This window comes from Micromonospora sp. LOL_014, assembly GCF_048060245.1.
Lineage (GTDB): Bacteria > Actinomycetota > Actinomycetes > Mycobacteriales > Micromonosporaceae > Micromonospora_E.
The window spans coordinates 45,734-71,677 of the sequence record NZ_JBHMIP010000027.1 but is presented as its reverse complement, the minus strand read 5'-3'; the positions used below and the strand labels follow the sequence as shown (position 1 = coordinate 71,677).

Sequence of the window (25,944 nt, the reverse complement as noted above, 5' to 3'; positions counted from 1 at the left end):
GAGCTGTCAGTTAGCCGATAGATCCAGGTCGGGTATCCGTCCGGCCGGTCACCACGAACCGGCTGTCGGGCCGGCCGACCCGCCCCTGCGGCGCAGGTACTTCTCGAACTCCTGGGCGATCTCGTCACCGGTCAGCGGCTGGATACCAGCATCGCCGACCCGTTCCTCCAACTCGCGAACGTATTCGCCCAGCTCGGCGTCCTGCTCGGCGGTGGCCCGCACCCGGGCCTCCCACTTCGCCGCCTCCTCGGCCATGTCGGCCATCGGCACCGGCAGGTCGAGCACGTCCTCCACTCGGTGCAGCAGCGCCAGTGTCGCCTTCGGGCAGGGTGGGTTGTTGGCGTAGTGCGGCACGTGCACCCAGAACGAGACCGCGTCCACCTCCGCGTGGGCACAGGCGTCCTGCAGTACTCCGACGATCCCGGTGGGACCGTCGTACCGGGTCGGGACGAGCTGGAGCCGCTGCGCCGCCTCCTTCTCCGAGGCGGTCCCGCTGATCGGCAGCGGCCGGGTGTACGGCACGTCGGCGAGTAGAGCGCCGAGCAGCACCACCCGGTTGACCTCCAGGCTGTGGCACAGCTCCAGGACCTGTTCACAGAAGGTGCGCCAGCGCATGCTCGGTTCGATCCCGTGGATCAGTACCACGTCCCGGTCGGTGCCTTCCGGGCTGGCCACCATGAACCGGGTCGTCGGCCATTCGATGCGGCGCGCGTCGCCGCTGGAGCCGGTGATGGTCGGCCGGCTGACCTGGAAGTCGTAGAAGTCCTCCGGGTCCAGCGCGGCGATTTCTCGGGCCTGCCAGACCTCCTGCAGGTGCTCGACGGCCGCAGTGGAGGCGTCCGCGGCGTCGTTCCAGCCTTCGAACGCGGCGATTGCCACCGGTGACCGCAGCACCGGCAGACCGTCGAACTCGGTCACCGAGCCTCCTCGCCGTCATTGCGACCTGGCAGCGCGTGCGCGGTCGTTGCGACTACTCGTCGACGTCTGGGTGCGGGGTAGTTGTCGTGCCTCACCCTGTCAGCCTACGTGCCGATCGACGACCCGGCCCGGTGGCCGCGCCGGCTCCACCGGCGGCCTGATCCGCGCACCGCCGCCGTACGTATTGCGCAACTGGGGCAGCATGGACCGCGGACGGCAACGCGTCGCCGTCCGACAAGTGAGCGAGGAGGCCGGTATGCGCCAGCCCGGCGACCGTGTCCGCAGCCGGTTTCAGCTGGTGGCGTTGTGTGCCGCCGTCGTCGCGGCGGCGGCCTGCGCCGCGGTGCCGCTGCCCGACGACGGGCCGGGTGAACCCAACCAGCCGGCGGTGCCTGGAGGCGGTGCCACCGGAGCGGGCGCCGACGGTTCACTCGACGGCACCGACACGGTCGAGGAGTTCGAGCAGGACATCGCGGGTGCCGAAGCTCTCGCCGACCAGTACTGGTCGCAGCGGTTCGCCGGGTTCGGCGCGTCGTTCGAGCCGATCGGGCAGGCCATCGCCTACCAGCGCGACGGCGAATTGAGCTGCGGCGACCAGCTCATTCCGCGTAACAACGCGGTCTACTGCCTGACAAGTGGGTCCGAGTTCATCGCCTACGACGCGAACTGGGCATTCGACGTGTTCCAGACGGTCGGCGACTCGTTTCTGTTCTACCTCATCGGCCATGAATACGCGCACGGAATTCAGGTTCGCCTGGACCTGGATTACCGGTTCAGCATCCAGCGGGAACTGGCCGCCGACTGTCTGGCCGGGGCCTACCTCGGCGACTCGGTACGCGACGGCACGCTGCAGCTCGACGACGGTGACCTGGAGGAGTTTCAACGCGGTCTGGCGACCGTGGCGGACGATCCCGACCAGCCGTGGTTCGAGGAGGGCTCGCACGGCACCGCCGACCAGCGGATCACGGCCTTCTTCAACGGGTACGACCGGTCGCTGGCCGGGTGTGACCTGACCTGACCGTCGCCGGCCGGCAGCCTGCGCTGCGCCGTCGCCGGCTGGGCGACAGCGCTGTGATCAGGCAGGATCGTGGGACGCATGTCGTGCCCGGACCAGGGAGGTTCCGCTGAATACTCTGCCACCCGCCGCCGTCCTGTTCGACATGGACGGCACGTTGATCGACAGCGAGAAGCTCTGGGACGTGGCCCTGCGGGAGCTGGCCGTGCACTACGGCGGGCAACTGTCCGCCGAGGCTCGGTTGGCGATGGTGGGTTCGGACATGGCCACCACGATGGGGCTGCTGCATGAGGACCTGGGCCAGCCGTGGCGGGACCCGGCGACCGGCGCTGCCTGGCTGACCCGACGGGTCACCGCCCTGTTCAGCGCCGGCGTCCCGGCCCGGCCGGGCGCGTTCGAGCTGGTCCGCGCGGTACGGACGGCCGGCCTCCGCACCGCGCTGGTCACCTCGACCGAGCGTGCTCTGGTGGACGTGGCACTGCACACCATCGGGCGGCACAACTTCGACGTGGTGTGCTGCGGAGACGAGGTGCCGGCGACCAAACCCGATCCGGCCCCGTACCTGGCCGCTGCGGCCGCCCTCGGCGTGTCGGCGGTGGACTGTGTGGCGGTCGAGGATTCCCCGGCCGGGGTGGCCAGCGCGCACGCCGCCGGGGCGGCGGTGCTCGCGGTGCCGGCCGAGGCGGTGTTTCCGGTGCCGGACCGGGTCCAGGTACGGGCGAGCCTGTGCGACGTGACCGTGGCCGATCTGACCGCGCTGCTTGCCGCGTACCGGGCTGATCTGCCCCTGGCGGCCGGTTGACGGGCTGCCCGGAGCGGGCTGCCCGTCAACCGCCTGGCGGTCACTCGTGCGAGATCGCCTGCAGTACGTTCAACCGGGACGCCCGCCAGGACGGCCACCAGGCGGCGACCACGCCGGCCAGCGCGGCGGCAACGACGAACCCGACGAGTTGGCCGACCGGCACACTGACCACAGACAGCACGTCCTGGCTGCGCATCGCGAACGACGCGGCCAGTCCGAGCGCCACGCCCAACGCCACGCCGAGCAGACAACCGAAGACCGCCATCAGCAGTGACTCGACGCGGACCATCCGGCGGACCTGGCGTCGGCTCATCCCCACCGCGCGTAGCAGCCCGAGTTCCCGGGTACGTTCGTGGATGCTCAGCACCAGGGTGTTGACGATCCCGATGAAGGCCACCAGTACGGCGAGGGCCAGCAGTACGTAGAAGATGCTGAGCAGGATGTCGACCAGCTGGTTCTGCTGCTCGACGAAGCTGCTGCGGTCGCCGACCGTCACCAACGGGTAGTCGGCCATCAGCGCCTCGGTCTCGGCGACGATCCGCTGCACGTCGGCGTCCGGGGTGGTGGCGACGAACCCCTGGTAGGCCAGCGGCCCGGCGAGGTACTGCACCTGGGACTCGGGCAGGATCAGCCCGGCGGTGAGCGCGGTGCGGTAGACGCCGACGAGTTCGTAGGTCCGTCCGCCGCCACGTGGCATGTCGATGACGATGTCGTCGCCGACCGTCCAGCCGTTGGACTCCGCGGTGTTCACGTCAACCACCGTCTCGCCGTCGCCGGCGTCGAGGCGGCCCTGTACGGTCTCGAAGGCGAACATCGAGCCGGCCTGTGACAGGTCGGTGGCAGAGATGAGCTGGTTGGGGCGGCCGTCGGCGGTCAGTATCGCGAGGTGGTACGCGACGGTGCCGGTCACGCCGTCGATCTCGGCTACCTGGTCGAGGCGTGCGGGGTCGAAGCCCTCCCGCCCGGTCGGCAGTTGCTGGCCGTTGGTCAAGATGATGATCTCGGCCCCGAGGCCGTTCTCCACCAGGTCGGTGGTGGTCGCCTTCAACGACGACCCGATCACCGCGATGGTGCTGACCAGGGTCACCCCGATCATCAGAGCGGCGGCGGTGACAGCGGTACGCCGCGGGTTGCGCAGCGTGTTGCGGCGGCCGAGACCGGTCGCCGTACCCCAGCTGATCAGGCGTCCGACGGCACCGGCCACCGGACGGGTGAGGGCGGGCGACAGCAGCGCCACGCCGATGATCGACAGCAGCACCCCACCGCCGAGCGCTACGGCGGTCAGCCCGGAGACACCGATCAGACCCACGGACAGCAGTCCCGCGCCGAGCGCGGTGACCACCCCACCGGTGATGGTGAGCCCGGTCAGCGGCCGGTCCGGGCGGACCACGTCCCGCATCGCGGCCACCGGTGGGACCGCCGAGGCACGGATCGCCGGAATCAACGCCGCGACCATGGTCATCAATACGCCGACCAGGTAGGACGCCAGGATCGCGACTGGTGAGACGATCAGCCCGCCAGCGGGCAGCGACAGCGCCTCGACTGCCAGGAACTGCAGGCCGGCGGCGACGCCGATACCGGCGGCCAGGCCGAGGGTGGCCGCGATCACGCCGACGACCAGCGCCTCGATCAGCACCGCCGAGGTGACCTGGGCCCAGCTGGCGCCGAGTGCCCGGAGCAGGGCCAGCTCGCGGGACCGCTGCGCGACCAGGATGTTGAACGTGTTGAAGATCAGGAACATGCCGACCAGCAACGCGATCAGCGCGAACCCGAGGAAGAACCAGTTGACGAAGGTCAGCAGCTGGGTGAACTGGGACGCCTGCTCGTCGGCGAGCTCCGCGCCGGTCACCGCCTCGAACCCGGCCGGCAGCCCGTCGGCCACCAGCCGCTTGAGCTCGTCGTCGGTGACGCCGGGGTCGGCGGTCAACTGTGCCGCGCCGAACACCCCGGTCTGGCCGTAGAACAACTGCTGTGCCTGTGGCACGGTGAAGGCGACCAGTGTCTCGCCGCCGAGGGTGGACCTGCCCCCGCTGTACTCCAGCAGGCCCACCACGTCGTACTCGCTGGCCTGGTAGGCGCTGGAGACGTACACCCGGATCCGGTCGCCGACCGTGACGCCGGCCTGCTCGGCGGTCAACCGGGTCACCGCGACCTCGTCGTCGGCGCTGGGCGTGCGTCCCTCGGCGACCTGGAGCAGCGCGTCGTCGCCGGCGGCGGTCAGGCCGATGCCCAGCTGCGGTGCCTGGCTCGGCACCGCCTTGCCGTCGGCGGCCCGGAACGGGATCACCCCGGTCGAACTGGCGTCACCGGTCACCGACGCCACCCCGTTGACAGCGGCGATGCGATCCAGGTCAGCGTCGGTCAGCAGCGGCGGCTCCGCCTGCTGACCGCCCGTATCGGCCGCCTGCACCTGTACGGCGACGTCCGCGTTGACGGTCTGGAAGAGCCGTTCGAAGCGGCTGCTCAAGCTGTCGGTGAGCACCGTGGCGCTGGAAACGAACAGCACCCCGAGGATGATCGCCACCCCGGACAGCACAAGTCGCAGCTTGCGGGAGAGCAGACTCTTCAACGTGGCGCGCAGCATCAGGCCTGCTCCTGCTCGATCGCCGCGACGTCGAGGCCCTTCAGCCGGTCGAGGACCGCCTCGGCGGTCGGCTGCTGTAGCTCGTCGACGATCCGGCCGTCGGCGAGGAAGACGACGCGGTCTGAGTAGGAGGCGGCGACCGGGTCGTGGGTGACCATGACGATGGTCTGCTGGTGGTCGCGTACCGAGTTGCGCAGGAACCCGAGAACGTCGGCGCCGGCGCGGGAGTCGAGGTTGCCGGTTGGCTCGTCGGCGAAGACAACGTCCGGGCGGGCGACGAGGGCGCGGGCGCAGGCGACCCGCTGCTGCTGGCCGCCGGACAGCTCGGTGGGTCGGTGGTGTAGGCGGTCACGCAGGCCGACGGTGTCGATCACGGTGTCGAACCAGGCCGGGTCGGGTTTGCGGCCGGCGATCGCCATGGGCAGCAGAATGTTCTCCTCGGCGGTGAGCGTGGGGAGGAGGTTGAACTGCTGGAAGATGAAGCCGAGTTTGTCCCGGCGGAGTCTGGTCAGTCCGGTGTCGTTCAGTCCGGTGATTGTGGTGTCGCCGATGGTGATGGTGCCGCGGGTGACGGTGTCGAGCCCGGCGAGGCAGTGCATCAGGGTGGATTTACCGGAGCCGGACGGCCCCATGATGGCGGTGAAGCGGGCGGGTTCCAGGTCGAGGGTGACGCCGTGCAGGGCGATCACCCGGGCTTCGCCGGTGCCGTACACCTTCCACACGTCGGCTGCCCGGGCAGCCGGTTCGGTCGCTGTCGTCGTTGTCACGTCGGAGGCTCCTACCGTTGTTGTCTGTCGCCAACGGTATGTTCCGGGCGCTGTGACTGGGTCCTGCCCGGGAACGGTTCACCACTCCGTCCACGACGGGGGGCGCATCTCCGACCTGAGGATGATCGCGACGGGCCGGACTCATCCGCCAGGGCGGACCAGGCCGGACTCGTACGCCAGCACCACGGCCTGGACCCGGTCCCGCAGCCGGAGTTTGGTCAGCACGTGTCCGACGTGGGTCTTGATGGTGGTTTCGCTGACCGACAGGGTGGTGGCGATCTCGGCGTTGGACAGCCCTCGGGCCATCTGGATGAGCACTTCACGTTCCCGTTCGGTGAGCACGTCCAGCGCCTTCGGTGGTGCCGCGTCCGGGTCGGGCAGGGTGAGCGCGAACTTGTCCAACAGCCGGCGCAGGATCCGGGGGGCCACCACGGCCTCACCGACCGCCACTGTCCGGATGGCTGCCACCAGGTCCTCGGCGGGCACGTCCTTGGCCAGGAAACCGCTGGCACCGGCGCGCAGCGCCCCCACCACGTACTCGTCGAGGTCGAAGGTGGTGAGGATGAGGACCCGGACCGGCAGCCGGGCGTCGACGATCGCCTGGGTCGCCGCCACCCCGTCCATCCGGGGCATCCGGATGTCCATCAGCACGACGTCGGGCAGCAGCCGGCGGGCCAAATCGACGGCTTCCGCTCCGTCCGCCGCATCGCCGACGATGTCCAGGTCGTCCTCGGCGCCGAGGACCATCCGGAACCCGGTGCGCAGCAGCGGTTGGTCGTCGGCGAGCAGGATCCGCACCGGACGGGTGGTGGACGGCGCGGCGATGCCGGGTTCGCTCACGGTGCTCCTTGTCGGGTAGCCGCCCCCAGCTGCTCCATCGGCAGCTTGGCGTAGATGCGGAAGCCACCGCCCGGGCGCGGGCCGGTCCGCAGCGTGCCACCGTACAGGGCCACCCGCTCCCGCATTCCGACCAGACCGTGCCCGACCCGGCCGTGGTCCGGACCGGGCCCGCGGCCGGTGTCGAAGACCTCGACGATCAGCCAGTAGACGCCGAAGCTGAGCCGTACCTCGGCGGTTGCCGCTCCGGCGTGCTTGAGCGCGTTGGTGAGCGCCTCCTGGACGATCCGGTAGAGGGTCAGGGTCACACCGGGATCCAGGTCCCCGGGTACCCCGTCGATTCGCAGGGTCACCGGCAGACCGGCCTCGCGGATCTGCTCGACCAGGGACTCGATGCCGCCGAGCCCTGGCTGCGGGGTGAGCTCGGCGTCGGCCGGTTCGGCGTCGGTGCGCAGGACGTCGAGCAGCCGACGCATCTCCCGTAACGTGCTGCGGCTGGTGTCGGCGATGGTGCCGAGCGCCTCGTCGGCGGCGGCCGGGTCGCGGTGCAGTACCCGACGGGCACCGGTGGCCAGCACCCCCATCACGCTGACGTGGTGGGCGACGACGTCGTGCAGCTCCCGGGCGATCCGTCGCCGTTCGTCGGCGACCGCCTGGTCCGCAGCGGCCCGCTGGTTCTCCTCGGCTACCCGGGCGCGTTCGGCCAGCGTCCGCGTCGCCGACCGGCGGGCGTGCACGGTCCGCCCGATGAAGAAGGCGACCAGCATGGTCAGCCCGTTGACGAACAGCAGGTACATCCGGGAGATTCCCGGCAGTTCGGTGCCCTGCGGCAGCACCGCGTTGACGGTCAGCACCGGCAGCCACAGTACGGCGGCGGCGGCGACCGCCGGGCGTAGCGCCAGCCAGCAGGCCGCGGTGTAGGTCAGGATCACCAGTGCGAGCGCCATACTCGCCGGCTCGTGGCCGGTCAGCAGCGGGACTGCCACCATCGCGGCGCTGGCCAGCACGGCCGGCCAGACGACGACCCGACGTACCGCGATCGGCGCTGCCACGATCAGGCTCCAGCCGACGACGGCCGGCCAGCCGAGGTCTGACTCGGGCCTCGGCTGGCCGGCCGGGCCGAGCCCGTGCAGGGCCAGATCGACCAGGACGACCGCGGCGGCGAGCAGACCGTCGCGGGCCAGCACCGACGGTACCGAACCGGTCGTGCCGGTGCTCCGGGCCCTACCCCACCACCGCCACCACCAGGACTGGTGTGGTCCGGTGGACCGGTCCGGCTCGGTGGGCTCCATGCCGCGACGGTATCCGGTACGGCGGTGGCGTCGCGCCCACCACGGCGCAGGACCTGGTCTCCTCCCTCAGGAGGAGACCAGGTCCTGCGCCAGGTCGGGGAAGGGCGGCGGGGTCCCGCCGTACACCGGGCAGTACGTCTGGTAGCTGCACCAGTCGCAGAGCCGGCTCTGTTTGGGGCGGAAGTCCCGGCTCTCGGTGGCCTGCAGGATTGCCCGCCAAAGCGCCAGGACGGTGCGTTCGAACCGCTGCAGCTCCTCGGCGTCTGGCGTGTAGTCGCAGACCTCGCAGTCGCGCAGGTACAGCAGCCGGAGCACCCGGGGGACGACGCCGCGGGTGCGCCACAGCACCAGGGCGTAGAACTTCAGCTGGAACAGTGCCCGGGACTCGAACGCCTCGCGCGGGGCACCGCCGGTCTTGTAGTCGACCACCCGCAGGTCCCCGCCGGGGGAGACGTCCAGCCGGTCGATGTAGCCGCGGATCAGCAGCTGTCCGTCGACCACCGCGTTGACCAGGCTCTCCCGTTCGGCCGGTTCCAGCCGGCGAGGATCCTCGACGGTGAAGTAGCCGTCGAGCAGGTGCCGCGCGGCGGCCAGGAACTCGTCCAGTTCCGGGCGGGGCGCCGGCTCGTCGGACGCCGGTTCCGCCGGTCCGGTGGAGACGACGTCGGCCAGCGTCGGGTCGGTGTCCAGCAGCCGTTGCCACTGCGGGGCGACCAGGGCGGCGGCCGCGGCCGGGATGCGCTGGTCGGCCGGCAGATCGAACAACCGTTCCAGGACGGCGTGGACCAGGGTGCCCCGGGCCTGGTCGACGGTGGTCCGCTCGGGTAGCCGGTCGATGCTGCGGAACCGGTACAGCAGCGGGCAGGTCTTGAAGTCGGCCGCCCGAGACGGCGACAAGGTGGCCAGCCGGGGCGGTCCGACGTCGGGCGCGATCTCCGGACCGGTTGTCACTGCGCGTACCGTTTCCGCCGTCATGGCAGGCAGGGTATGGCACTGGTGTGACAACCCGGCCGGCGGCTCGGCGACAAACCGTGCGCGCCGGGCGGTACGGCGTTCCGTAGCATCAACCCGATGGAGGACACCGCGAAACGCCCCGACCGGCGCCCTGACCGGCGCCCTGACCGGCGGCCGGGGATCAGCCTCGGCCGGGTGCTCGGCTTCCCGGTGCACCTCCACACCTCGGTGCTGTTCCTGGCGATCCTGGTCACCGTGCTGTACGGCGAGTTCGTCCGCACCCAGCTGGACGTGCCACAGCCGGCCCGGTACGCGGTCGGCCTGGGCTTCGTGGTCTGTCTGCTCGGTTCGGTGCTGCTGCACGAGTTGGGTCACGCGTTGACCGCCCGCCGGTACGGCATCGGCGTTCGCGGGATCACCCTGGAGATGCTCGGCGGCTACACCGAAATGGACCGGGACGCCCCGACCCCCAAGGTCGACCTGCTGGTGTCGCTGGCCGGTCCGGCGGTGTCGCTGGTCCTGGGACTGGTCGCGGTGGTGGCCACCGTGCTGCTGCCGGACCGTACGTTGATCGACCAGTTGGCGTTCCAGTTGGCGGCGGCGAACCTGCTGGTGGCGGTGTTCAACGCGTTGCCGGGGCTGCCCCTCGACGGCGGGCGCGCGCTGCGTGCCGCGGTCTGGGCGGTGACCAGGGACCGCCACGTCGGCACCGAGGCCGCCGGTTGGGTCGGTCGGGCCGTGGCGGCGGGCACCGCCGGCCTGGTCGTGCTGCTCACGGTGGCCGGTATCCTGTCCCCGTTCGGGCTGATCTTCATGCTGCTGGTGGCGTTCACCCTCTGGCAGGGTGCCGGCCAGTCGATCCGGGTCGCGCGCATCGGCCGCCGGTTCCCGTTGGTCAACCTGGCGAAGCTCGCCCAGCCGGTCTTTCCGGTGCCGAGCGGCACACCGTTGGCCGAGGCGCAGCGTCGGGTCGCCGGCCCCCACCCGGCGCAGCCGGGTGGGGGCCGGGAGCCGGCCCTGGCGGTGACGGACTCGGTCGGCCGGTTGGTCGCGCTGGTGGACCGGGCCGCGGCCGCGGCGGTCCCGCCGGAGCGCCGCCCGTGGGTGGCGGTCGACACCGTCGCGCGCGGTATCGACGGGGTACGCCGGATCCCGGTCGACCTCACCGGCGAGCAGGTGGTCCGTACCGTGCAGGAACATCCGGGCGCGCAGTACCTGGTGACCCGGGGCGAGGACGTGATCGGCGTACTGCACGTCGCCGATCTGGCGCAGTTGTTGGAACCGAACCGAAAGATGAGCCCGTGACCCCTCCGCCGACCGCCGTCGCATCCGGCGACGTCAGTACCACGCCGATCTCCACCCGGCGTGGCCCCTTCCAGCCGGGCGACCGGGTGCAGCTGACCGACCCGAAGGGGCGGATGCACACCGTCACGCTCGCTGCCGGCCGGTCGTTCCATACCCATCGCGGTGCCCTGGCGCACGACGAGCTGATCGGCCTGCCCGAAGGCAGCGTGGTGACGTCGGCCGGCGGTACCGCGTACCTCGCGCTGCGTCCACTGCTGGCCGACTACGTGCTGAGCATGCCGCGCGGGGCCCAGGTGATCTATCCGAAGGACGCCGCGCAGATCGTAGCGATGGGTGACGTGTTCCCTGGTGCCCGGGTGCTGGAGGCCGGTGCCGGGTCGGGCGCGCTGACCTGTTCGCTGCTGCGCGCCGTCGGCACCGACGGTGAGGTGCACTCGTACGAGGCCCGGGCGGACTTCGCCGAGGTGGCTCGGACGAACGTGCAGGCGTTCTTCGGTGGCCCGCACCCGGCGTGGCGGCTGCACGTCGGTGATGTCGCATCCTGTCCGGAGGTCGGCTTCGACCGGATCATCCTGGACATGTTGACGCCGTGGGAGGTGCTGGACCTGGTGGCTCGGGCGTTGCTGCCCGGCGGGGTCTTCGTCGGCTACGTCGCCACCACGCCGCAGCTGAGCGAACTGGTCGAGGCGTTGCGCGCCGACGGCGGGTTCACCGAACCCCGGGCGTGGGAGTCGCTGGTGCGGGACTGGCATGTCGACGGGCTGGCGGTGCGGCCCGACCACCGGATGATCGGGCATACCGCGTTCCTGGTGTCGGCCCGCCGGCTGGCTCCGGGGGTCAGCGCGCCGCCGCGGCGGCGCAAGCCGAGCAAGGGAGCGGAGGCGTACGCGGCGCGCCGTCGGGACCGCGCCGGTGCGCCGGTGCCGTCCGACGCCGCCGGCCCGGCGTCACCCGACGGGGCCGAAGGGCCGGCGGTGTCGCTGGGCACGGGGGCCGGGACGGGTCCGGCATGAGCCGGCCCGCGTTCGGTGGTGGCGAGTTGCCGGCGGTCTTCCCCGACTGGTCGCCCTATCCGGAGCTGGACGCGGCCAGCCGGGCGTACCTGCGGGATCCGGACGTCGCGCTGGAGGCGCTCGGTGGGGTGCTGGCGGGTGCCGAGGTTCTCGCCTTCACCCTCGAGCGGTTCGTCAACGAGGTCAACGGAGTCTGGCAGGAGGTGGCGATCTGCGACGGCAGCCGGATGGTCCTGTGGCACGGTGAGGACGTCCCGCCGGGGGACGGGCCGGTCGGGTCGATGACGTCGTCGCTGCGGGTAGTGCCGTTGTCCACGGTCACCGAGGTCGGCTGCCGCCGCCGGCTGACCCGTACGCCGACCGGGCAGATCCGGGTGGACAGCGTCGACGTCTACCTGCTGCTCAGTTCGCAGGACGAGACGCAACCGGAGGAGCCTCTCGGCCCCCGGCACGACGCGCTGCGGTTCGGCAAGACGCTCGACGACGGTGGTTCGGGGCAGATCGCGCGGCTCGAGGAGTTCGCCCGGGTGGTCGCCTCGGTGGTGGGCCGTCCGTTACTGTGACGTGGGCCACGCATCGCAGGGCAGGTGGCCGTCCCGGCGGGCAGCAGGCCCGTACCAGGTAGACCGGGCGGCTAACCGGCGTCCGGTCCGCTGACCTCGGTCTGGTCGTCCGCGCGGACCACGTGGATGCACTCGCCGGGACAGTCCTTGGCCGCGTCGATCACGTCGAGCCGCAGCCGTTCGGGGACTGCGACCCGGGCGCCCTCGGCGACCTGCAGTTCGCCGGAGGCGTCCTTGACGTAGGCGAGTCCGTCGATGTCGAACTCGAAGACGTCCCGGGCGTACTGCACGCACAGCCCGTCCCCGGTGCAGAGGTCCTGGTCGACCCAGACCTGCAGCTCCGTGTCGGTTGATGCCGTTTCGCCCGGCTCTCCGGGGGACCGGGTCTCGGTCGGGGTCGTCACCGCGCACCTCCCTGAGTCGTGCCCGTCCTCGCGTCCCGACGGTACCCGACACGCCGTGGGACCGGCCGGCCAGGCGTCCGTCGGCCGCTTGTGACGTGCCCGAGCGATCAAGGTTGTGGGACGACTGTGTTGCGTGGGTTCGAAACGTCCGGCAAACGGCTAGTGTTAGGGCAGTACGTTTTAGCCCCCGGGGAGGTGGGACGTGGCACGCAGCGACGACGCGGATTCGCGCGCCGCACGGTGGGAGAAGGAGGCCCACGATCTCTCCACCCAGGTCGCGTTTCTTCAAGAGGAACTCGCTCTGGTGCGGCGCAAGTTGACCGAAAGCCCCCGACACGTCCGGCAGCTCGAGGAACGGCTGGCGGCAGCGCAGGCGCAGCTGGCCCGACTGACCGAGAACAACGAACGGCTCGTGGCGACCCTCAAGGAAGCCCGGGCCCAGATCGTCACGCTCAAGGAGGAGATCGACCGGCTGGCGCAACCGCCCAGCGGGTACGGCGTCTTCCTGGCCCGACACGCGGATGGCACGGTGGATGTCTTCACCGGTGGCCGGAAGCTGCGGGTGGCGCTCTCCCCCTCGTTGGACGCCGACGAGCTCCAACGCGGCCAGGAGGTCCTGCTCAACGACGCGCTCAACGTGGTCGACGCGTTCGGGTACGAGCGGGTCGGTGAGGTGGTGATGCTCAAGGAACTCCTCGACAACCCGACCGGCGAGCCGAGTGACCGTGCTCTGGTCATCTCGCACGCCGACGAGGAGCGGGTGGTGCACCTGGCGCAGACGCTGGTCGGCAGCGCGCTGCGGGCCGGCGACTCGCTGATGATCGAGCCGCGGTCGGCGTACGCCTACGAGCGGATCCCGAAGAGCGAGGTCGAGGAGCTGGTGCTGGAGGAGGTGCCGGACGTCGACTACACCGACATCGGCGGCCTGCACGCCCAGATCGAGCAAATCAGGGACGCGGTCGAGCTGCCGTTCCTGCACGCGGAGCTGTTCCGTGAGCACCACCTGCGCCCACCGAAGGGCATCCTGCTCTACGGTCCGCCCGGGTGCGGCAAGACCCTGATCGCCAAGGCGGTGGCCAACTCCCTGGCCAAGAAGATCGCTGAGCGGCGGGGTGAGGAGAAGCACACCAGCTACTTCCTCAACATCAAGGGCCCTGAGCTGCTCAACAAGTACGTCGGTGAGACCGAGCGGCACATCCGGCTGATCTTCCAGCGGGCCCGGGAGAAGGCCGGCGAGGGTACTCCGGTGATCGTGTTCTTCGATGAGATGGACTCGGTCTTCCGGACCCGCGGTTCCGGTGTCTCCTCGGACGTGGAGAACACCATCGTTCCGCAGCTGCTGAGCGAGATCGACGGGGTCGAGGGCCTGGAGAACGTGATCGTGATCGGTGCCTCCAACCGGGAGGACATGATCGATCCGGCGATCCTGCGGCCCGGTCGGCTGGACGTCAAGATCAAGATTGAGCGTCCGGACGCCGAGGCGGCCAAGGATATCTTCTCCAAGTACATCCTCACCGGGCTGCCGCTGCACCCGGACGACCTCACCGAGCACGGCGACGATCCGCAGGCCACGGTGGCAGCCATGATCGACGCCGTGGTGCTGCGGATGTACTCGGAGACCGACGAGAACCGGTTCCTCGAGGTGACCTACGCCAACGGGGACAAGGAGGTCCTGTACTTCAAGGACTTCAACTCCGGCGCGATGATTCAGAACATCGTCGACCGGGGCAAGAAGATGGCAATCAAGGAGTTCCTCACCTCCGGGCGCAAGGGTCTGCGGTTGCAGCACCTGCTCGACGCGTGCGTCGACGAGTTCCGGGAGAACGAGGACCTGCCCAACACCACAAACCCGGACGACTGGGCCCGGATCTCCGGCAAGAAAGGGGAGCGGATCGTCTACATCCGTACCCTCGTCTCCGGCGGCAAGGGCGCGGAGGCCGGCCGGTCGATCGAGACGGCCAGCAACACCGGGCAGTACCTCTGACCACGGCCCGGTGTCCCGCACCCCGCCTCGGGGTGCGGGACACCGGCTCCGCGCCGCGGTCCGTGCGCGCCGCGGGACCGGTGTCCGACGTGCCCCCGCGTGACCACACGGACACGCCAACGTCCGGTTCCGTCGGTGCGCGGACTACGCTCGACATGACGGGCGCCGACGGAAGCGATGAGGTAACGGCATGAGTGTGCGGCGGATCATGGGCACCGAGGTGGAGTACGGGATCTCCGTGCCTGGCCAGCCCGGAGCCAACCCGATGGTCACTTCCTCCCAGGTGGTCAACGCCTACGGCGCCCGACCCGAGCTGAACCGGGGAGGTCGGGCCCGGTGGGACTACGAGGAGGAGTCGCCGCTGCGTGACGCCCGGGGCTTCACCTACTCGGGGGCGGCCTACGACCCGGCGGAGGCCCTCGCCGACGAGGATCTGGGCCTGGCCAACGTGATCCTCACCAACGGCGCCCGGCTCTACGTCGACCACGCCCACCCCGAGTACTCCACCCCCGAGGTCACCAACCCGCTGGACCTGGTCCGGTGGGACAAGGCGGGGGAGCGGGTGATGGCGGAGGCGGCCCGCCGCGCGGCGACCATCCCCGGTTCGCACCCCATTCAGCTCTACAAGAACAACACCGACAACAAGGGCGCCAGCTACGGCGCCCACGAGAACTACCTGATGCGTCGGCAGACGCCGTTCGCCGACATCGTGGCGTACCTGACGCCGTTCTTCGTCACCCGGCAGATCGTCTGCGGGGCGGGCCGGGTCGGTATCGGCCAGGACGGCTCCCAGGCGGGGTTCCAGATCTCCCAGCGGGCCGACTTCTTCGAGGTCGAGGTGGGCCTGGAGACGACGCTGAAGCGGCCGATCATCAACACCCGGGACGAACCGCACGCCGACGCCGACAAGTACCGCCGGCTGCACGTGATCATCGGCGACGCCAACCTCTCGGAGATCTCCACCTACCTGAAGCTCGGCACCACCTCGTTGATCCTGACCATGATCGAGGAGAAGGCGCTCGGCGCCGATCTGGGCATCGCCGACCCGGTGGCCGAGCTCAAGGCGGTGAGCCACGATCCGTCCCTGGCGCATCTGATGCGGCTGCGCGACGGCCGCCGGCTCACCGCGCTCGATCTGCAGTGGGCGTTCTACGAACGGGTTAGGGCGTTCGTCGACGATCGGTACGGCACCGACCTCGACGAGGCCACGGCTGACGTGCTGGACCGCTGGGAGGACGTGCTCGACCGGCTGGGACGGGATGTGATGTCCTGCGCGCAGGAGCTGGACTGGGTCGCGAAACTGCGGCTGCTCGACGGCTACCGGGAGCGGGAAGGGCTCTCCTGGGCCTCGCCGAAACTGCAGCTGGTCGACCTGCAGTACGCCGACGTCAGGCCGGAGAAGGGCCTCTACCACCGCCTGGTGGGTCGGGGAGCGATGCGTACCCTGCTCGACGACAGCGCCACCCGCGCCGCGATGGTCGAGCCGCCACCGGACACCCGGGCCTACTTCCGCGGCCGGTGCCTGGCGCAGTACGCCTCCGAGGTGGTCGCCGCCAGCTGGGACTCGGTCATCTTCGACGTGGGCCGGGAGTCGCTGGTCCGGGTGCCGATGATGGAGCCGGAGCGGGGGACCCAGGCCCACGTGGGCGACCTGTTCGACCGGTGCGCCAGCGCCAAGGACCTGCTGGAGGTGCTCACCGGCGATTGAGCCGGCCAGGTTCGCTCGGCGCGAACGTGGCCGACGCGGGCCGGTTCCGTCGCCACCGCGAGGTAAGTTTCACCTAGGCGATCGTGTGGAGGAGGCACCTGATGGCTACCCGTGACAGCGGCGGTCAGTCCCAGTCCGGCAAGTCCCGCCGGGCCGAGGAAGTCGACGAGACGGTCACCGAGACGGATCCGGAGGCCGCGCAGCGGCACGCCGAGATCACCGAGGACGTCGATGACCTGCTCGACGAGATCGACTCGGTGCTCGAAGAGAACGCCGAGGAGTTCGTCCGCGGCTACGTTCAGAAGGGCGGCGAGTAGCTCGCCGGCGGTGAAGATCGCACCCAGCGGGTGCGCACGCTAGTCTGCTCCAACACACCGGTGGCCTCGACCGGCACCGTGCCGGCACGGCGGCCCGGTCAGGCGATCACGTTCTGCAGAGAGGGACCACGTGGCAGCGGGATTCGATCCAGCCGGACGCTCTCCGGACGTGTTCATCAACGCGGGAACGTTTTCCTTCACCCAGTTCCTGGCGTCGGCCGCACCGGATCTGCTGCCGGGGCGCCGCCCACTGCCGCCCGGGCTGTCCGCGGACGTCGGTCCGCACGCCACGACGATCGTCACGCTCGTCACCGCCGAAGGCGTGGTGATGGCTGGTGACCGCCGGGCGACGATGGGCAACCTGATCGCCAACCGGGACATCGAGAAGGTGCATCCCGCTGACGCCTACTCGTTGATCGGCATCGCCGGCACCGCCGGCATCGGCATCGAGCTGATGCGGCTGTTCCAGGTCGAGCTGGAACATTACGAGAAGATGGAGGGCGCCGTCCTTTCCCTGGACGGTAAGGCGAACCGCCTCGCGTCGATGATCCGCAACAACCTCGGTGCCGCGCTGCAAGGGCTGGCCGTGGTGCCGCTGTTCGCCGGGTTCGACCTGACCGCCACCGATCCGGCCGGGGCCGGCCGAATCTTCAGCTTCGACGTCACCGGCGGTCCGTACGAGACCACCGGTTTCGACGCGATCGGCTCCGGATCGCTGTTCGCGAAAGCGGCCTTGAAGAAGCGGTACCGTTCCGGGTTGAGCAGCGCCGACGCGGTCCGCCTCGCAGTGGAGGCGCTGTACGACGCCGCCGACGACGACACCGCCACCGGCGGCCCGGACCTCACCCGCCGGATCTTCCCGGTGGTGATGACCGCGACGGCGGTCGGCACCCACCGGCTCACCGACGCCGAGTTGGCCCAGATCGCCGAGGCGGTCGTCGCCGCGCGTACCGAGAATCCGGGCGGCTGAACCCGCGAACGCCGACTTGTCTCGTCCGCTGTAGTCGTTACCACCTGGTCGAAGGAGAGCCGCCGCCGTGGCAATGCAGTTCTACGCCTCGCCCGAGCAGATCATGCGGGACCGTTCCGAGCTTGCCCGCAAGGGCATCGCCCGGGGCCGTAGCGCGCTGGTGCTGAGCTTCGAGGGCGGTGTGCTGTTCGTCGCCGAGAACCTGTCCAGCGCCCTGCACAAGGTGAGCGAGATCTACGACCGGATCGGGTTCGCCGCCGTCGGCCGGTACAACGAGTTCGAGAATCTGCGCCGGGCGGGGGTGCGGATGGCCGACCTGAACGGCCTCAGCTACGACCGTCGCGACGTGACCGGGCGGGCGCTGGCCAACGCGTTCGCGCAGACCCTTGGGTCGATCTTCACCGAGCAGTCGAAGCCGTTCGAGGTGGAGATCTGCGTCGCCGAGGTCGGGCTGGAGCCGGCCGCTGACGAGATCTACCGGCTGACCTACGACGGCTCAGTCACCGACGAGCCGGGGTGGATGGCGATGGGCGGCCATGCCGAGACGATCGCCGGTGTGCTGCGGACCGACCATCGTCCCGACATGTCGCTGTCCGACGCCGTCGGGCTCGCGGTGCGGGCCCTGGCCGAAGTGGGCGGCGAGAACGGCGCGACCCGCAGCATCGCCGCCGACCAGCTGGAGGTGGCGGTGCTCGACCGCCGCCGCCGTGGCCGGACCTTCCGTCGGATCACCGGTGCCGCGTTGACCGCACTGCTCGACGGCGGTGCCGCCGCCTCGGCGGACGAGCCCTCGTCAGCAGAAGCGGGCGGGTCCGGGGGTCCCCGGGTGCCCGAGTCGACGCCGGAGAAGCCGACCTCCTCGGCTGCCTCCGCCGACCTGGAGGACCCTGCCGGCGACTCCGGCACCACCGAACAGGACTGACCGGGCGCGAGGTGTGCCGCGCCAGGGCCGCGTCTCGGCCCGGTGCGTCACACCCAGCGCCGCACCGTCCGCCAGTACGCGGACAGCACGGCGTTGAACACCGTCCTGCCCGGCGGGTTGATCAGCGGGGTGTCCAGCCGATCGGTGAGGACCCGCATCCACACCCGGTCCGGGACGGTTCGCTCGGCCTGCAGCCGCGCCCGACGTCGCCGCAGATGGTCCCGATGCTGCCACAGCCACCGATAGCCGCGAAGCTTGTCGGCCAGCCAACCCTGCCGGGCAGCCAGCGCCAGCATCGCCAACTCCAGGGCCAGCAACGGCGGGCCGAGCAGCACCAGCGACCGGGCGCCCCATGTCGTGGCCACGAACATCACCCGATTGCGTTCGACAAGGTAGAACTTTAAGCTGTTGCGGCTGAACTCGTAGCGGTGCAGCGCTACCGCGTCCGGTACGTTGACCACTCGCAGACCGACCCGCCAGGTTCTGATCGACAGGTCCGCGTCCTCGTGGTAGGCGAAGTAGTGCGGGTCGAACCCCTTCAGCCGGTCCCAGTGCGCCCGCCGGGTCACCAGGCAGGCGCCCATCGCGCCGGCGGTCTCGGTCGGCTCGGTGCGGGTCTCCCGCTCGCGGAATCCGCCGATCCAACTCAACCCGAGCACGTGCACCTCGTTGCCGCGAGAATTGAGCAGGTCCGGCTCGTCGGCCAGGCGCACCGCGCCGGCGGCGATGCCGATGCTTGGGTCGGTGAGCTCCTCCACCAGCCGGGCGAGGGTGGTCGGCTCGACCACCGCGTCGCCGTTGACCAGCGCCACGTACTCGCCGTCGGCAGCGGCCACGCCGATGTTGCAGCCGGCGGAGAAGCCGACGTTGCTGCCGTCGCCGACCACCGTGACGCCGGGTACCTCCCGCAGCACGGTGACATCGTCGGTGGTGCATCCGTTGTCGACCAACACCACGTCGACGTCGATCTTCACCGAGGCGAGCAGGGCTTCCACCGATCGGCGCAGCAGCGGTTCCGCGCCCCAGGCCAGCACGACGGCACTGACCCGGGGCAGGTCGGACGGCGTACTGGATTCAGGGTTTATTTCCGACATGTCGGTTTCTCTCCTGGGCCTGGGGAATCCGGGCCGCCTCTGGCGCGGCGTGCCTGTCCTGCCGGCTGGTCCGGTGGCCCGTGGAGGTCAGCCGCCGAACGCCGGGTCGCGCAACGCGGTGGAGAGCATGCTCCGCCAGTCTGCCATGACCGGTAGCCCGGCGAGCGCCCAACGCCGATGTCCGAGCACCGAGTACGCCGGCCGGGCGGCGGGCCGGCGGAAGTTGGCACTGGTGGTGGGGCGGATCCGCGTCGGGTCGAGGCCGCGCAGTGCGAACGCCTCCCGGGCCAGCCCACACCAGCTCGTCTGCCCGCTCGCCGTACCGTGGTAGATCCCGGCGGGGGCCGTGCCGGCGACCGCCGCCCCGGCCAGCGCGACGAGCTGTCCGGCGAGGGCGTACGACCAGGTCGGCTGACCATGCTGGTCGTCGACGACGTCGAGGTGTTCGCGCTCACCGGCCAGCCGCAGCATGGTCGTGACGAAGTTCGGTCCGTGCGCTCCGTAGAGCCACGCGGTCCGCACCACGTAGCCGCGCTGCGGCAGTAGTCGGGCGACGGCCTGCTCGCCGACGAGCTTGCTGCGGCCGTAGCCGTTGACCGGCGAGGTCGGGGCATCCTCCGGGTACGGGGAGGTGCCGTCACCGGCAAACACGTAGTCGGTGGAGACGTGCACCAGGTGCGCCCCACGGTCGGCGCACGCCTGGGCCAGATGCGCCACGGCGGTGCCGTTGACGGCGGTGGCGGCGTCCTCTGCCTCCTCCGCGCCGTCTACGTCGGTCCACGCTGCGGCGTTGATCACCAGCTGGTGCCCGTCGACTGCGGCAGCGACCGCCACCGGGTCGGTGATGTCCAGATCGGTACGGGTCAGCGCGGTCACCGACCGGGTGTCCCGGTGGTCGGCCAACGCGGCCAGCAGATCCCGCCCCAGCATCCCACCGGCACCGGTGACCAGCCACCGGTCGGCGGCGGTCACGACGCCACGGGCTTCTTCAGCGGCTCCCACCAGGACCGGTTCTCCCGGTACCAGCGGACCGTGCCGGCCAGTCCTTCGTCCAGCGTGACACTCGGGGTGTAGCCCAGTTCACGGGAGATCTTGCCGATGTCCAGCGAGTAGCGCCGGTCGTGCCCCTTGCGGTCGGTGACCGGGACGACCCGTTCCCATCCCACCCCACATGCGTCCAGCAGCCGGGCGGTGAGCTCCTTGTTGGTCAGTTCGGTCCCGCCGCCGATGTGGTACACCTCGCCGGCGCGCCCGCCGGCGGCGACCAGCGCGATGCCCACGCAGTGGTCCCGCACGTGCAGCCAGTCCCGGATGTTGCCGCCGTCGCCGTACAGCGGCACCGTACCGCCGTCCAGCAGGTTGGTGACGAACAGCGGGATGACCTTCTCCGGGAACTGGTACGGCCCGTAGTTGTTGGAGCAGCGAGTCACCACGACGTCCATGCCGTGTGTCCGGTGGTAGGCCAGGGCCAGCAGGTCGGAGCCGGCCTTGGACGCGGAGTACGGCGAGTTCGGCGACAACGGCCAGTCCTCGGTCCATGACCCTTCGTCGATCGACCCGTACACCTCGTCGGTCGAGACGTGCACGAACCGGTCCGCCCCGTGGCGCAGCGCCGCGTCGAGCAGGGTCTGGGTGCCCACCACGTTGGTGGTCACGAACTCCGCAGCACCGGTGATCGACCGGTCGACGTGCGACTCGGCGGCGAAGTGCACCACCATGTCGTGTCCGGCGAGTGCCCGGTCGACGGCGTCGGCGTCGCAGATGTCCGCCTGGACGAAGGTCAGCCGTGGGTCGTCGCGGACCGGGGCCAGATTGGCGAGATTGCCGGAATAGGTCAACTTGTCCAGCACGGTTACCGTAGCCGGACTGACCGGGGCGTTCGGATCGGTGAGCAGCATCCGGACGAATTCGGAACCGATGAAGCCGGCACCGCCGGTGACGAGGACTCTCACAGGTTCGGGAGTCTACGGGACACCGGCACCGTCGACCGGGCATCGCCGGTGACGGCTATCCGACGATGTGCCCGCCGGGACCGGTAATGGACTGGTGCACGACCGGCCCAGCAGGTGTCGGACGAAGGGTCCGACATCCGCGACCGGCCCGTACAGGCAGCCCGTTGACGGTTGCTGTGGGTGTTCAGGCCGGTAGGCTCCCGCCGTGCGTGGAATCCTACTCGCCGGCGGTACCGGATCTCGGCTCTGGCCGATCACTCGCGCTGTGTCGAAACAGCTCATGCCGATCTTCGACAAGCCGATGATCTACTACCCGCTCGCCACCCTGATCATGTCCGGCATCCAGGAGATCCTGGTTGTGACCACACCGGAGGATCAACCGCAGTTCCGGCGACTGCTCGGTGACGGCGCGCAGTTCGGTCTGCGGCTGAGCTACCGGGCGCAGCCCCGGCCGGAGGGCATCGCCCAGGCGTTCGTGCTCGGCGCGGACTTCATCGGCGATGAGTCCGTCGCGCTGATCCTGGGCGACAACATCTTCCACGGCATCGGTCTGGGCCGGAAGTTGTCCGACCACGCCGACCTGACCGGCGGCCTGATCTTCGCCTATCCGGTGGCCAACCCCGAGGCGTACGGCGTGGTCGACTTCGACGCCGCCGGCCGGGTCCTGTCGATCGAGGAGAAGCCGAAGCAGCCTCGGTCGCGCTACGCGGTGCCCGGACTGTACTTCTACGACAACCAGGTGGTGGAGATCGCCGCAGGGCTGAAACCGAGTGACCGCGGCGAACTGGAGATCACTGCGGTCAACGAGGCGTACCGCCGGGCCGGTCAGCTGTCGGTGACCGTGCTGGACCGAGGGACGGCCTGGCTGGACACCGGCACGTTCAATTCGATGATGCAGGCCGCTGAGTTCGTCCGGGTGATCGAGGAACGCCAAGGCATGAAGATCGGCTGCATCGAGGAGTCCGCCTGGCGCGCCGGACTGATCGACGACGGTCAGCTGCGTGCCCTCGCCGAGCCGCTGACCAAGAGCGGTTACGGCGACTACCTGTTAAGCCTGCTCGAGGAGCGCCACGACCACCGGTTGTCCGACGCCGTACCGGCTGAGGAGGCGTGATGAAGATTCGGGAACTCGAGGTCGAGGGCGCCTGGGAGGTCACCCCGCAGCAGCACGGTGACCCACGTGGGCTGTTCCTGGAATGGTACCGCTTCGACCACCTGGCCGGGGCGGTCGGGCACCCGCTGCGGCTGGCCCAGGGCAATTTGTCGGTCTCGGCGCGCGGCGTCGTTCGGGGCATCCACTTCGCCGATGTGCCGCCTGGCCAGGCCAAGTACATCAGCTGCGTACGGGGCGCGGTGGTCGACGTGGTCGTCGACCTGCGGGTCGGTTCACCGACGTTCGGCCGATGGACGGCGGTGCGGCTAGACGACGTGGACCGCCGCGCGGTCTACCTCAGCGAAGGACTCGGTCACGGGTTCTGCGCGATGTCCGACGACGCCACCCTGAACTATCTCTGCTCGACCACCTACAACCCGCGCGCCGAGCACGGCGTGCATCCTCTTGACGCCGACCTGGCCATCGACTGGCCGGTCGCCGCGCCACAGCTGTCCGCCCGCGACGACGCGGCCCCGACACTGGCCCAGGCCCGCGCCGACGGCCTGTTGCCCGATTACGGCCGTTGTCGGGAGTTCGTCGCCCGGCTCACCGCCGGCGAGTCGCCGTACGCATCTGGCCAATAACTCTGCGCGAAAGCGACCTGTCGGGCGTAGTTCGTCTGACAGGTCGCCCGAGACTGACCACGGAGCCCTCGGGGCGGCTAATGTCTGGTCATGGAACGGCGAATCTTCGGGCTCGAAACCGAGTACGGTGTCACCTGCACCTACCGCGGCCAGCGGCGGCTGTCGCCGGACGAGGTGGCGCGCTACCTGTTCCGCCGGGTGGTCTCCTGGGGGCGGTCCAGCAACGTCTTCCTCCGCAACGGGGCCCGGCTCTACCTCGACGTCGGATCCCACCCGGAGTACGCCACGCCGGAGTGTGACTCGGTCACCGACCTGGTGGCGCACGACCGGGCAGGCGAGCGGATCCTCGAAGGGCTGCTGGTGGATGCCGAAAAGCGGCTGCACGACGAGGGCATCGCCGGCGAGATCTACCTGTTCAAGAACAACACCGACTCGGCCGGCAACTCGTACGGCTGCCACGAGAACTATCTCGTCTCCCGGCACGGCGAGTTCGGTCGGCTGGCGGACGTGCTCATCCCGTTCCTGGTCACCCGGCAGCTCATCTGCGGTGCAGGCAAGGTGCTGCAGACACCGCGCGGGGCGGTCTACTGTCTGTCCCAGCGGGCCGAGCACATCTGGGAGGGCGTCTCCTCGGCGACTACCCGGTCCCGGCCGATCATCAACACCCGCGACGAACCGCACGCCGACGCCGAGCGGTACCGCCGGCTGCACGTCATCGTCGGCGACTCCAACATGAACGAGGTGACCACGCTGCTCAAGGTCGGCAGCGCGGACATCGTGCTGCGGATGATCGAAGCCGGCGTCGTCATGCGGGACCTGTCGTTGGAGAACCCGATCCGGGCGATCCGCGAGGTCTCCCACGACATCACCGGCCGGCGCAAGATCCGCCTAGCCTCCAACAAGGAGGTCAGCGCGCTGGAGATTCAGCAGGAGTACCTGGCCCGGGCGACGGAGTTCGTCGAACGCCGGGGCGGCGACCAGACCGCCAAACGGGTCGTCGAGCTGTGGGGCAGGGCACTGCGGGCGGTCGAGACCGGCGACCTGGACCCGGTCGCCCGGGAGATTGACTGGGTGACCAAGTTGAAGCTGATCGAGCGCTATCAGCGCAAGCACGATCTGCCGCTGTCCCATCCGCGGGTCGCCCAGATGGATCTGGCGTACCACGACCTGCGCCGCGGCCGCGGGCTGTACGCGCTGCTGGAGCGGCGCGGCCAGGTCGACCGGGTGGCCACCGACCCGGAAATCTTCGAGGCCAAGGAGACCCCGCCGCAGACCACCCGGGCCCGGCTGCGTGGGGAGTTCATCCGGCACGCCCAGGAGAAGCGGCGGGACTTCACCGTCGACTGGGTCCACCTCAAGCTGAACGACCAGGCGCAGCGCACCGTGCTGTGCAAGGACCCGTTCCGGGCCTACGACGAGCGGGTGGAGCGGCTGATTGCGAGCATGTGACGGTAGGCTCACGGACGATGGTTGACCCCACCCGCGACGATCCCGCGCCGCCGCCGCCGTCCGCCACCGGCCGGCCGAGTCCGTTTCCCCGGACCGAGACCTGGCTCGAGCGGCGGCGCAACAAGATCGCCGCAGAGATCGCCCGCAACCGGCGCGGCGAGTACACCGTGCCCACCTGGGTGCTCGCCACGGGGTTGGCGCTCATCCTGGCTGCCTGGGTGGTCCTGATCATCGTCAGCTGAGCCGGTGCCGCCGGGTCAGCCGTCACCGCTGGCGAGCGCCGCCGCGTGCCGGCCGGCGGCCGCGCCGGCCAGGAAGTAGGCGTGGTCGCCGGCCAGGTCCCGGCCCATGGTCCGCAGCGGCACCGGGCTGGCCCGCAACGCCGCGTCGAGACCGTCGGTGGCGACCCGTACCGCACGGTGCCGGCCGGTCGGCGCCACCAGTTGACCCAACGCGGTCGCCACGTCGTCGGCGATCTCCGCCGGCAGGTCCGCCGGGACCACCAGGTCCGCCGGAGCGAGCGCCACCCGCCCGTACGCGGTGCTGCTGTGGTGCGACAGGCCGCGGTGGCGCGGCCGAGGGTCGTCGGCGGAGATGCGCAGCGCGCCGACCGGCTGCCCGCCGAGTACGGCGGCGGCGTTGACCGCCTCGCCCACCCCGACGCCGGAGAAACCCCATCTGGTGCCGGTGCCGAGGTTACCCGGACCCTGGCAGACCACCGCCACGTCGGCGGCCAGCACGTGCCGGGCCGCCAGCAGCCCGCTGTGCACGGTGGCGGCCTCCAGATCGCCGCCGAAGCACTGGCCCACGGTGACCGTGCCGGCCAGCGTTGCGGACAGCCCGTCGAGGGTCCGGGAGAAGCCAGCGGGCAGCGCCCCGCCGTCGGTCATCACGTACCCGACCCGCAGCCGAGGCCGGTCGGCGAGGACGCCGGCGACGATCGCCGGCAGCGCCGAGTGCAGGTCGGCGGTGACCACCGGCATCCCGGCCAGGTCCTCGGCGTCAACCAGCACCTGCCGGTGCGGTGACGCCTCCTCGTCGACCCCGCACACGATCGCCTGCAGCGGGGTGTACCGGGCCTTCACCAGATGCCCGTCGGAGCGGTCCCGCCCGCCCGGCGGGTCCGGCGGCAGCCGGTCCGGCACCGCCACCACCAGGGCGTACCCGCCGGTGCCGAGCCCCATCAGCAGTGCCGAGACGTTCAGCAGCACCCGGTCGCCGGGTTCGGGTTCGCCGACCAGCGCCGGATAGGCCACCGCGCGCACCGGCTCCCCGTCGACGGCGACGTCCAGTTCGACCGCCCCACGCCACCGCCGCCGGACCGCGGTGACCATGCCGTCACGCCATCGCACCATGC

The 25,944-nt window shown here is 70.4% G+C and carries 25 protein-coding genes; 14 read left to right on the top strand and 11 right to left on the bottom strand.

Annotated elements, in window-relative coordinates; translation table 11 throughout:
* Positions 1-48: 48 nt before the first annotated feature.
* Positions 49-918, bottom strand: a complete 870-nt coding sequence (locus tag ACFHW1_RS22530; RefSeq protein WP_416555807.1) for a PAC2 family protein — start codon at positions 916-918, stop codon at positions 49-51.
* 256 nt (positions 919-1,174) lie between these two features.
* Here ACFHW1_RS22530 and ACFHW1_RS22525 point away from each other — a divergent pair, with 256 nt between their 5' ends.
* Positions 1,175-1,936 carry a neutral zinc metallopeptidase gene (locus ACFHW1_RS22525; RefSeq protein ID WP_416555808.1) on the top strand — a complete coding sequence of 254 codons (762 nt, stop codon included), beginning with the start codon at positions 1,175-1,177 and terminating at the stop codon, positions 1,934-1,936.
* Between the two features lie 106 nt (positions 1,937-2,042).
* The gene (locus ACFHW1_RS22520; protein ID WP_416555870.1) at positions 2,043-2,735 is read left to right on the top strand and encodes an HAD family hydrolase; all 693 of its coding nucleotides are present in this window, start codon (positions 2,043-2,045) and stop codon (positions 2,733-2,735) included.
* 40 nt (positions 2,736-2,775) lie between these two features.
* On the opposite strand, the gene ACFHW1_RS22515 is transcribed toward ACFHW1_RS22520, so the two are convergent.
* The 5 genes from ACFHW1_RS22515 to ACFHW1_RS22495 form a co-directional block, all read right to left on the bottom strand.
* Entirely contained in the window at positions 2,776-5,319 is a 2,544-nt protein-coding gene (locus ACFHW1_RS22515) for an ABC transporter permease (RefSeq protein WP_416568626.1), read from the bottom strand.
* Positions 5,319-6,086 carry an ABC transporter ATP-binding protein gene (locus tag ACFHW1_RS22510; RefSeq protein WP_416555810.1) on the bottom strand — a complete coding sequence of 256 codons (768 nt, stop codon included), beginning with the start codon at positions 6,084-6,086 and terminating at the stop codon, positions 5,319-5,321. The genes ACFHW1_RS22515 and ACFHW1_RS22510 overlap by 1 nt, the downstream gene beginning before the upstream one ends.
* 141 nt (positions 6,087-6,227) lie before the next feature.
* Positions 6,228-6,926, bottom strand: a complete 699-nt coding sequence (locus ACFHW1_RS22505; protein WP_416568625.1) for a response regulator — start codon at positions 6,924-6,926, stop codon at positions 6,228-6,230.
* The gene (locus ACFHW1_RS22500) at positions 6,923-8,215 is read right to left on the bottom strand and encodes a sensor histidine kinase (protein ID WP_416555812.1); all 1,293 of its coding nucleotides are present in this window, start codon (positions 8,213-8,215) and stop codon (positions 6,923-6,925) included. Before ACFHW1_RS22500 ends, ACFHW1_RS22505 begins: the two co-directional genes overlap by 4 nt.
* Before the next feature lie 66 nt (positions 8,216-8,281).
* Positions 8,282-9,166 (bottom strand): PD-(D/E)XK nuclease family protein, encoded by an 885-nt coding sequence (locus tag ACFHW1_RS22495; RefSeq protein WP_416555871.1) that lies wholly within the window; start codon positions 9,164-9,166, stop codon positions 8,282-8,284.
* 198 nt (positions 9,167-9,364) lie between these two features.
* Here ACFHW1_RS22495 and ACFHW1_RS22490 point away from each other — a divergent pair, with 198 nt between their 5' ends.
* From ACFHW1_RS22490 to ACFHW1_RS22480, 3 genes are read left to right on the top strand one after another with little or no spacing between them, the layout of a single operon-like run.
* Positions 9,365-10,474 (top strand): site-2 protease family protein, encoded by a 1,110-nt coding sequence (locus tag ACFHW1_RS22490; protein ID WP_416555872.1) that lies wholly within the window; start codon positions 9,365-9,367, stop codon positions 10,472-10,474.
* Positions 10,471-11,487, top strand: coding sequence for a tRNA (adenine-N1)-methyltransferase (locus tag ACFHW1_RS22485; RefSeq protein ID WP_416555813.1), 1,017 nt, complete (start codon positions 10,471-10,473; stop codon positions 11,485-11,487). Before ACFHW1_RS22490 ends, ACFHW1_RS22485 begins: the two co-directional genes overlap by 4 nt.
* On the top strand, positions 11,484-12,050 hold the full coding sequence (locus ACFHW1_RS22480; protein ID WP_416555814.1) for a hypothetical protein: 567 nt from the start codon (positions 11,484-11,486) through the stop codon (positions 12,048-12,050). Before ACFHW1_RS22485 ends, ACFHW1_RS22480 begins: the two co-directional genes overlap by 4 nt.
* A gap of 71 nt (positions 12,051-12,121) precedes the next feature.
* Here the strand turns inward: ACFHW1_RS22480 and ACFHW1_RS22475 are convergent, their stop codons facing one another.
* A complete protein-coding gene (locus ACFHW1_RS22475) occupies positions 12,122-12,388 on the bottom strand; it encodes a ferredoxin (protein WP_416555873.1) in 267 nt (88 codons plus the stop codon).
* A 268-nt stretch (positions 12,389-12,656) separates the two neighbouring features.
* Between ACFHW1_RS22475 and arc the strand changes: the two genes are divergently transcribed.
* The 5 genes from arc (at position 12,657) to prcA (ending at position 18,355) form a co-directional block, all read left to right on the top strand.
* A complete protein-coding gene (gene arc, locus ACFHW1_RS22470) occupies positions 12,657-14,438 on the top strand; it encodes a proteasome ATPase (RefSeq protein WP_123601513.1) in 1,782 nt (593 codons plus the stop codon).
* 190 nt (positions 14,439-14,628) lie between these two features.
* The gene (gene dop / locus ACFHW1_RS22465) at positions 14,629-16,146 is read left to right on the top strand and encodes a depupylase/deamidase Dop (RefSeq protein ID WP_416555815.1); all 1,518 of its coding nucleotides are present in this window, start codon (positions 14,629-14,631) and stop codon (positions 16,144-16,146) included.
* 101 nt (positions 16,147-16,247) lie between these two features.
* A complete protein-coding gene (locus ACFHW1_RS22460; protein WP_123601515.1) occupies positions 16,248-16,463 on the top strand; it encodes a ubiquitin-like protein Pup in 216 nt (71 codons plus the stop codon).
* Positions 16,464-16,593: 130 nt separating this feature from the next.
* Positions 16,594-17,433, top strand: coding sequence for a proteasome subunit beta (gene prcB, locus ACFHW1_RS22455; protein WP_416555816.1), 840 nt, complete (start codon positions 16,594-16,596; stop codon positions 17,431-17,433).
* Positions 17,434-17,500: 67 nt separating this feature from the next.
* Positions 17,501-18,355 carry a proteasome subunit alpha gene (gene prcA / locus ACFHW1_RS22450; protein ID WP_416555817.1) on the top strand — a complete coding sequence of 285 codons (855 nt, stop codon included), beginning with the start codon at positions 17,501-17,503 and terminating at the stop codon, positions 18,353-18,355.
* Between the two features lie 47 nt (positions 18,356-18,402).
* Here the strand turns inward: prcA and ACFHW1_RS22445 are convergent, their stop codons facing one another.
* The 3 genes from ACFHW1_RS22445 to rfbB form a co-directional block, all read right to left on the bottom strand.
* Positions 18,403-19,449 carry a glycosyltransferase family 2 protein gene (locus tag ACFHW1_RS22445; RefSeq protein ID WP_416616031.1) on the bottom strand — a complete coding sequence of 349 codons (1,047 nt, stop codon included), beginning with the start codon at positions 19,447-19,449 and terminating at the stop codon, positions 18,403-18,405.
* A gap of 87 nt (positions 19,450-19,536) precedes the next feature.
* A complete protein-coding gene (gene rfbD, locus ACFHW1_RS22440) occupies positions 19,537-20,421 on the bottom strand; it encodes a dTDP-4-dehydrorhamnose reductase (RefSeq protein ID WP_416555819.1) in 885 nt (294 codons plus the stop codon).
* Entirely contained in the window at positions 20,418-21,401 is a 984-nt protein-coding gene (gene rfbB, locus ACFHW1_RS22435) for a dTDP-glucose 4,6-dehydratase (RefSeq protein ID WP_416555820.1), read from the bottom strand. Before rfbB ends, rfbD begins: the two co-directional genes overlap by 4 nt.
* Positions 21,402-21,606: 205 nt before the next feature.
* On the opposite strand from rfbB, the gene rfbA reads away from it, so the two are divergent.
* From rfbA to ACFHW1_RS22415, 4 genes are all read left to right on the top strand, one after another.
* A complete protein-coding gene (gene rfbA, locus ACFHW1_RS22430) occupies positions 21,607-22,515 on the top strand; it encodes a glucose-1-phosphate thymidylyltransferase RfbA (protein ID WP_416555821.1) in 909 nt (302 codons plus the stop codon).
* A complete protein-coding gene (locus ACFHW1_RS22425; protein ID WP_416555822.1) occupies positions 22,515-23,138 on the top strand; it encodes a dTDP-4-dehydrorhamnose 3,5-epimerase family protein in 624 nt (207 codons plus the stop codon). Before rfbA ends, ACFHW1_RS22425 begins: the two co-directional genes overlap by 1 nt.
* 90 nt (positions 23,139-23,228) lie before the next feature.
* Positions 23,229-24,587: a Pup--protein ligase gene (pafA, locus tag ACFHW1_RS22420; protein ID WP_123601522.1), complete on the top strand. Its 1,359-nt coding sequence runs from the start codon at positions 23,229-23,231 to the stop codon at positions 24,585-24,587.
* A gap of 17 nt (positions 24,588-24,604) precedes the next feature.
* A complete protein-coding gene (locus ACFHW1_RS22415) occupies positions 24,605-24,829 on the top strand; it encodes a hypothetical protein (RefSeq protein ID WP_416555823.1) in 225 nt (74 codons plus the stop codon).
* Positions 24,830-24,844: 15 nt separating this feature from the next.
* Here the strand turns inward: ACFHW1_RS22415 and ACFHW1_RS22410 are convergent, their stop codons facing one another.
* Positions 24,845-25,942 carry a DUF3866 family protein gene (locus tag ACFHW1_RS22410; RefSeq protein WP_416555824.1) on the bottom strand — a complete coding sequence of 366 codons (1,098 nt, stop codon included), beginning with the start codon at positions 25,940-25,942 and terminating at the stop codon, positions 24,845-24,847.
* Positions 25,943-25,944: the final 2 nt, after the last annotated feature.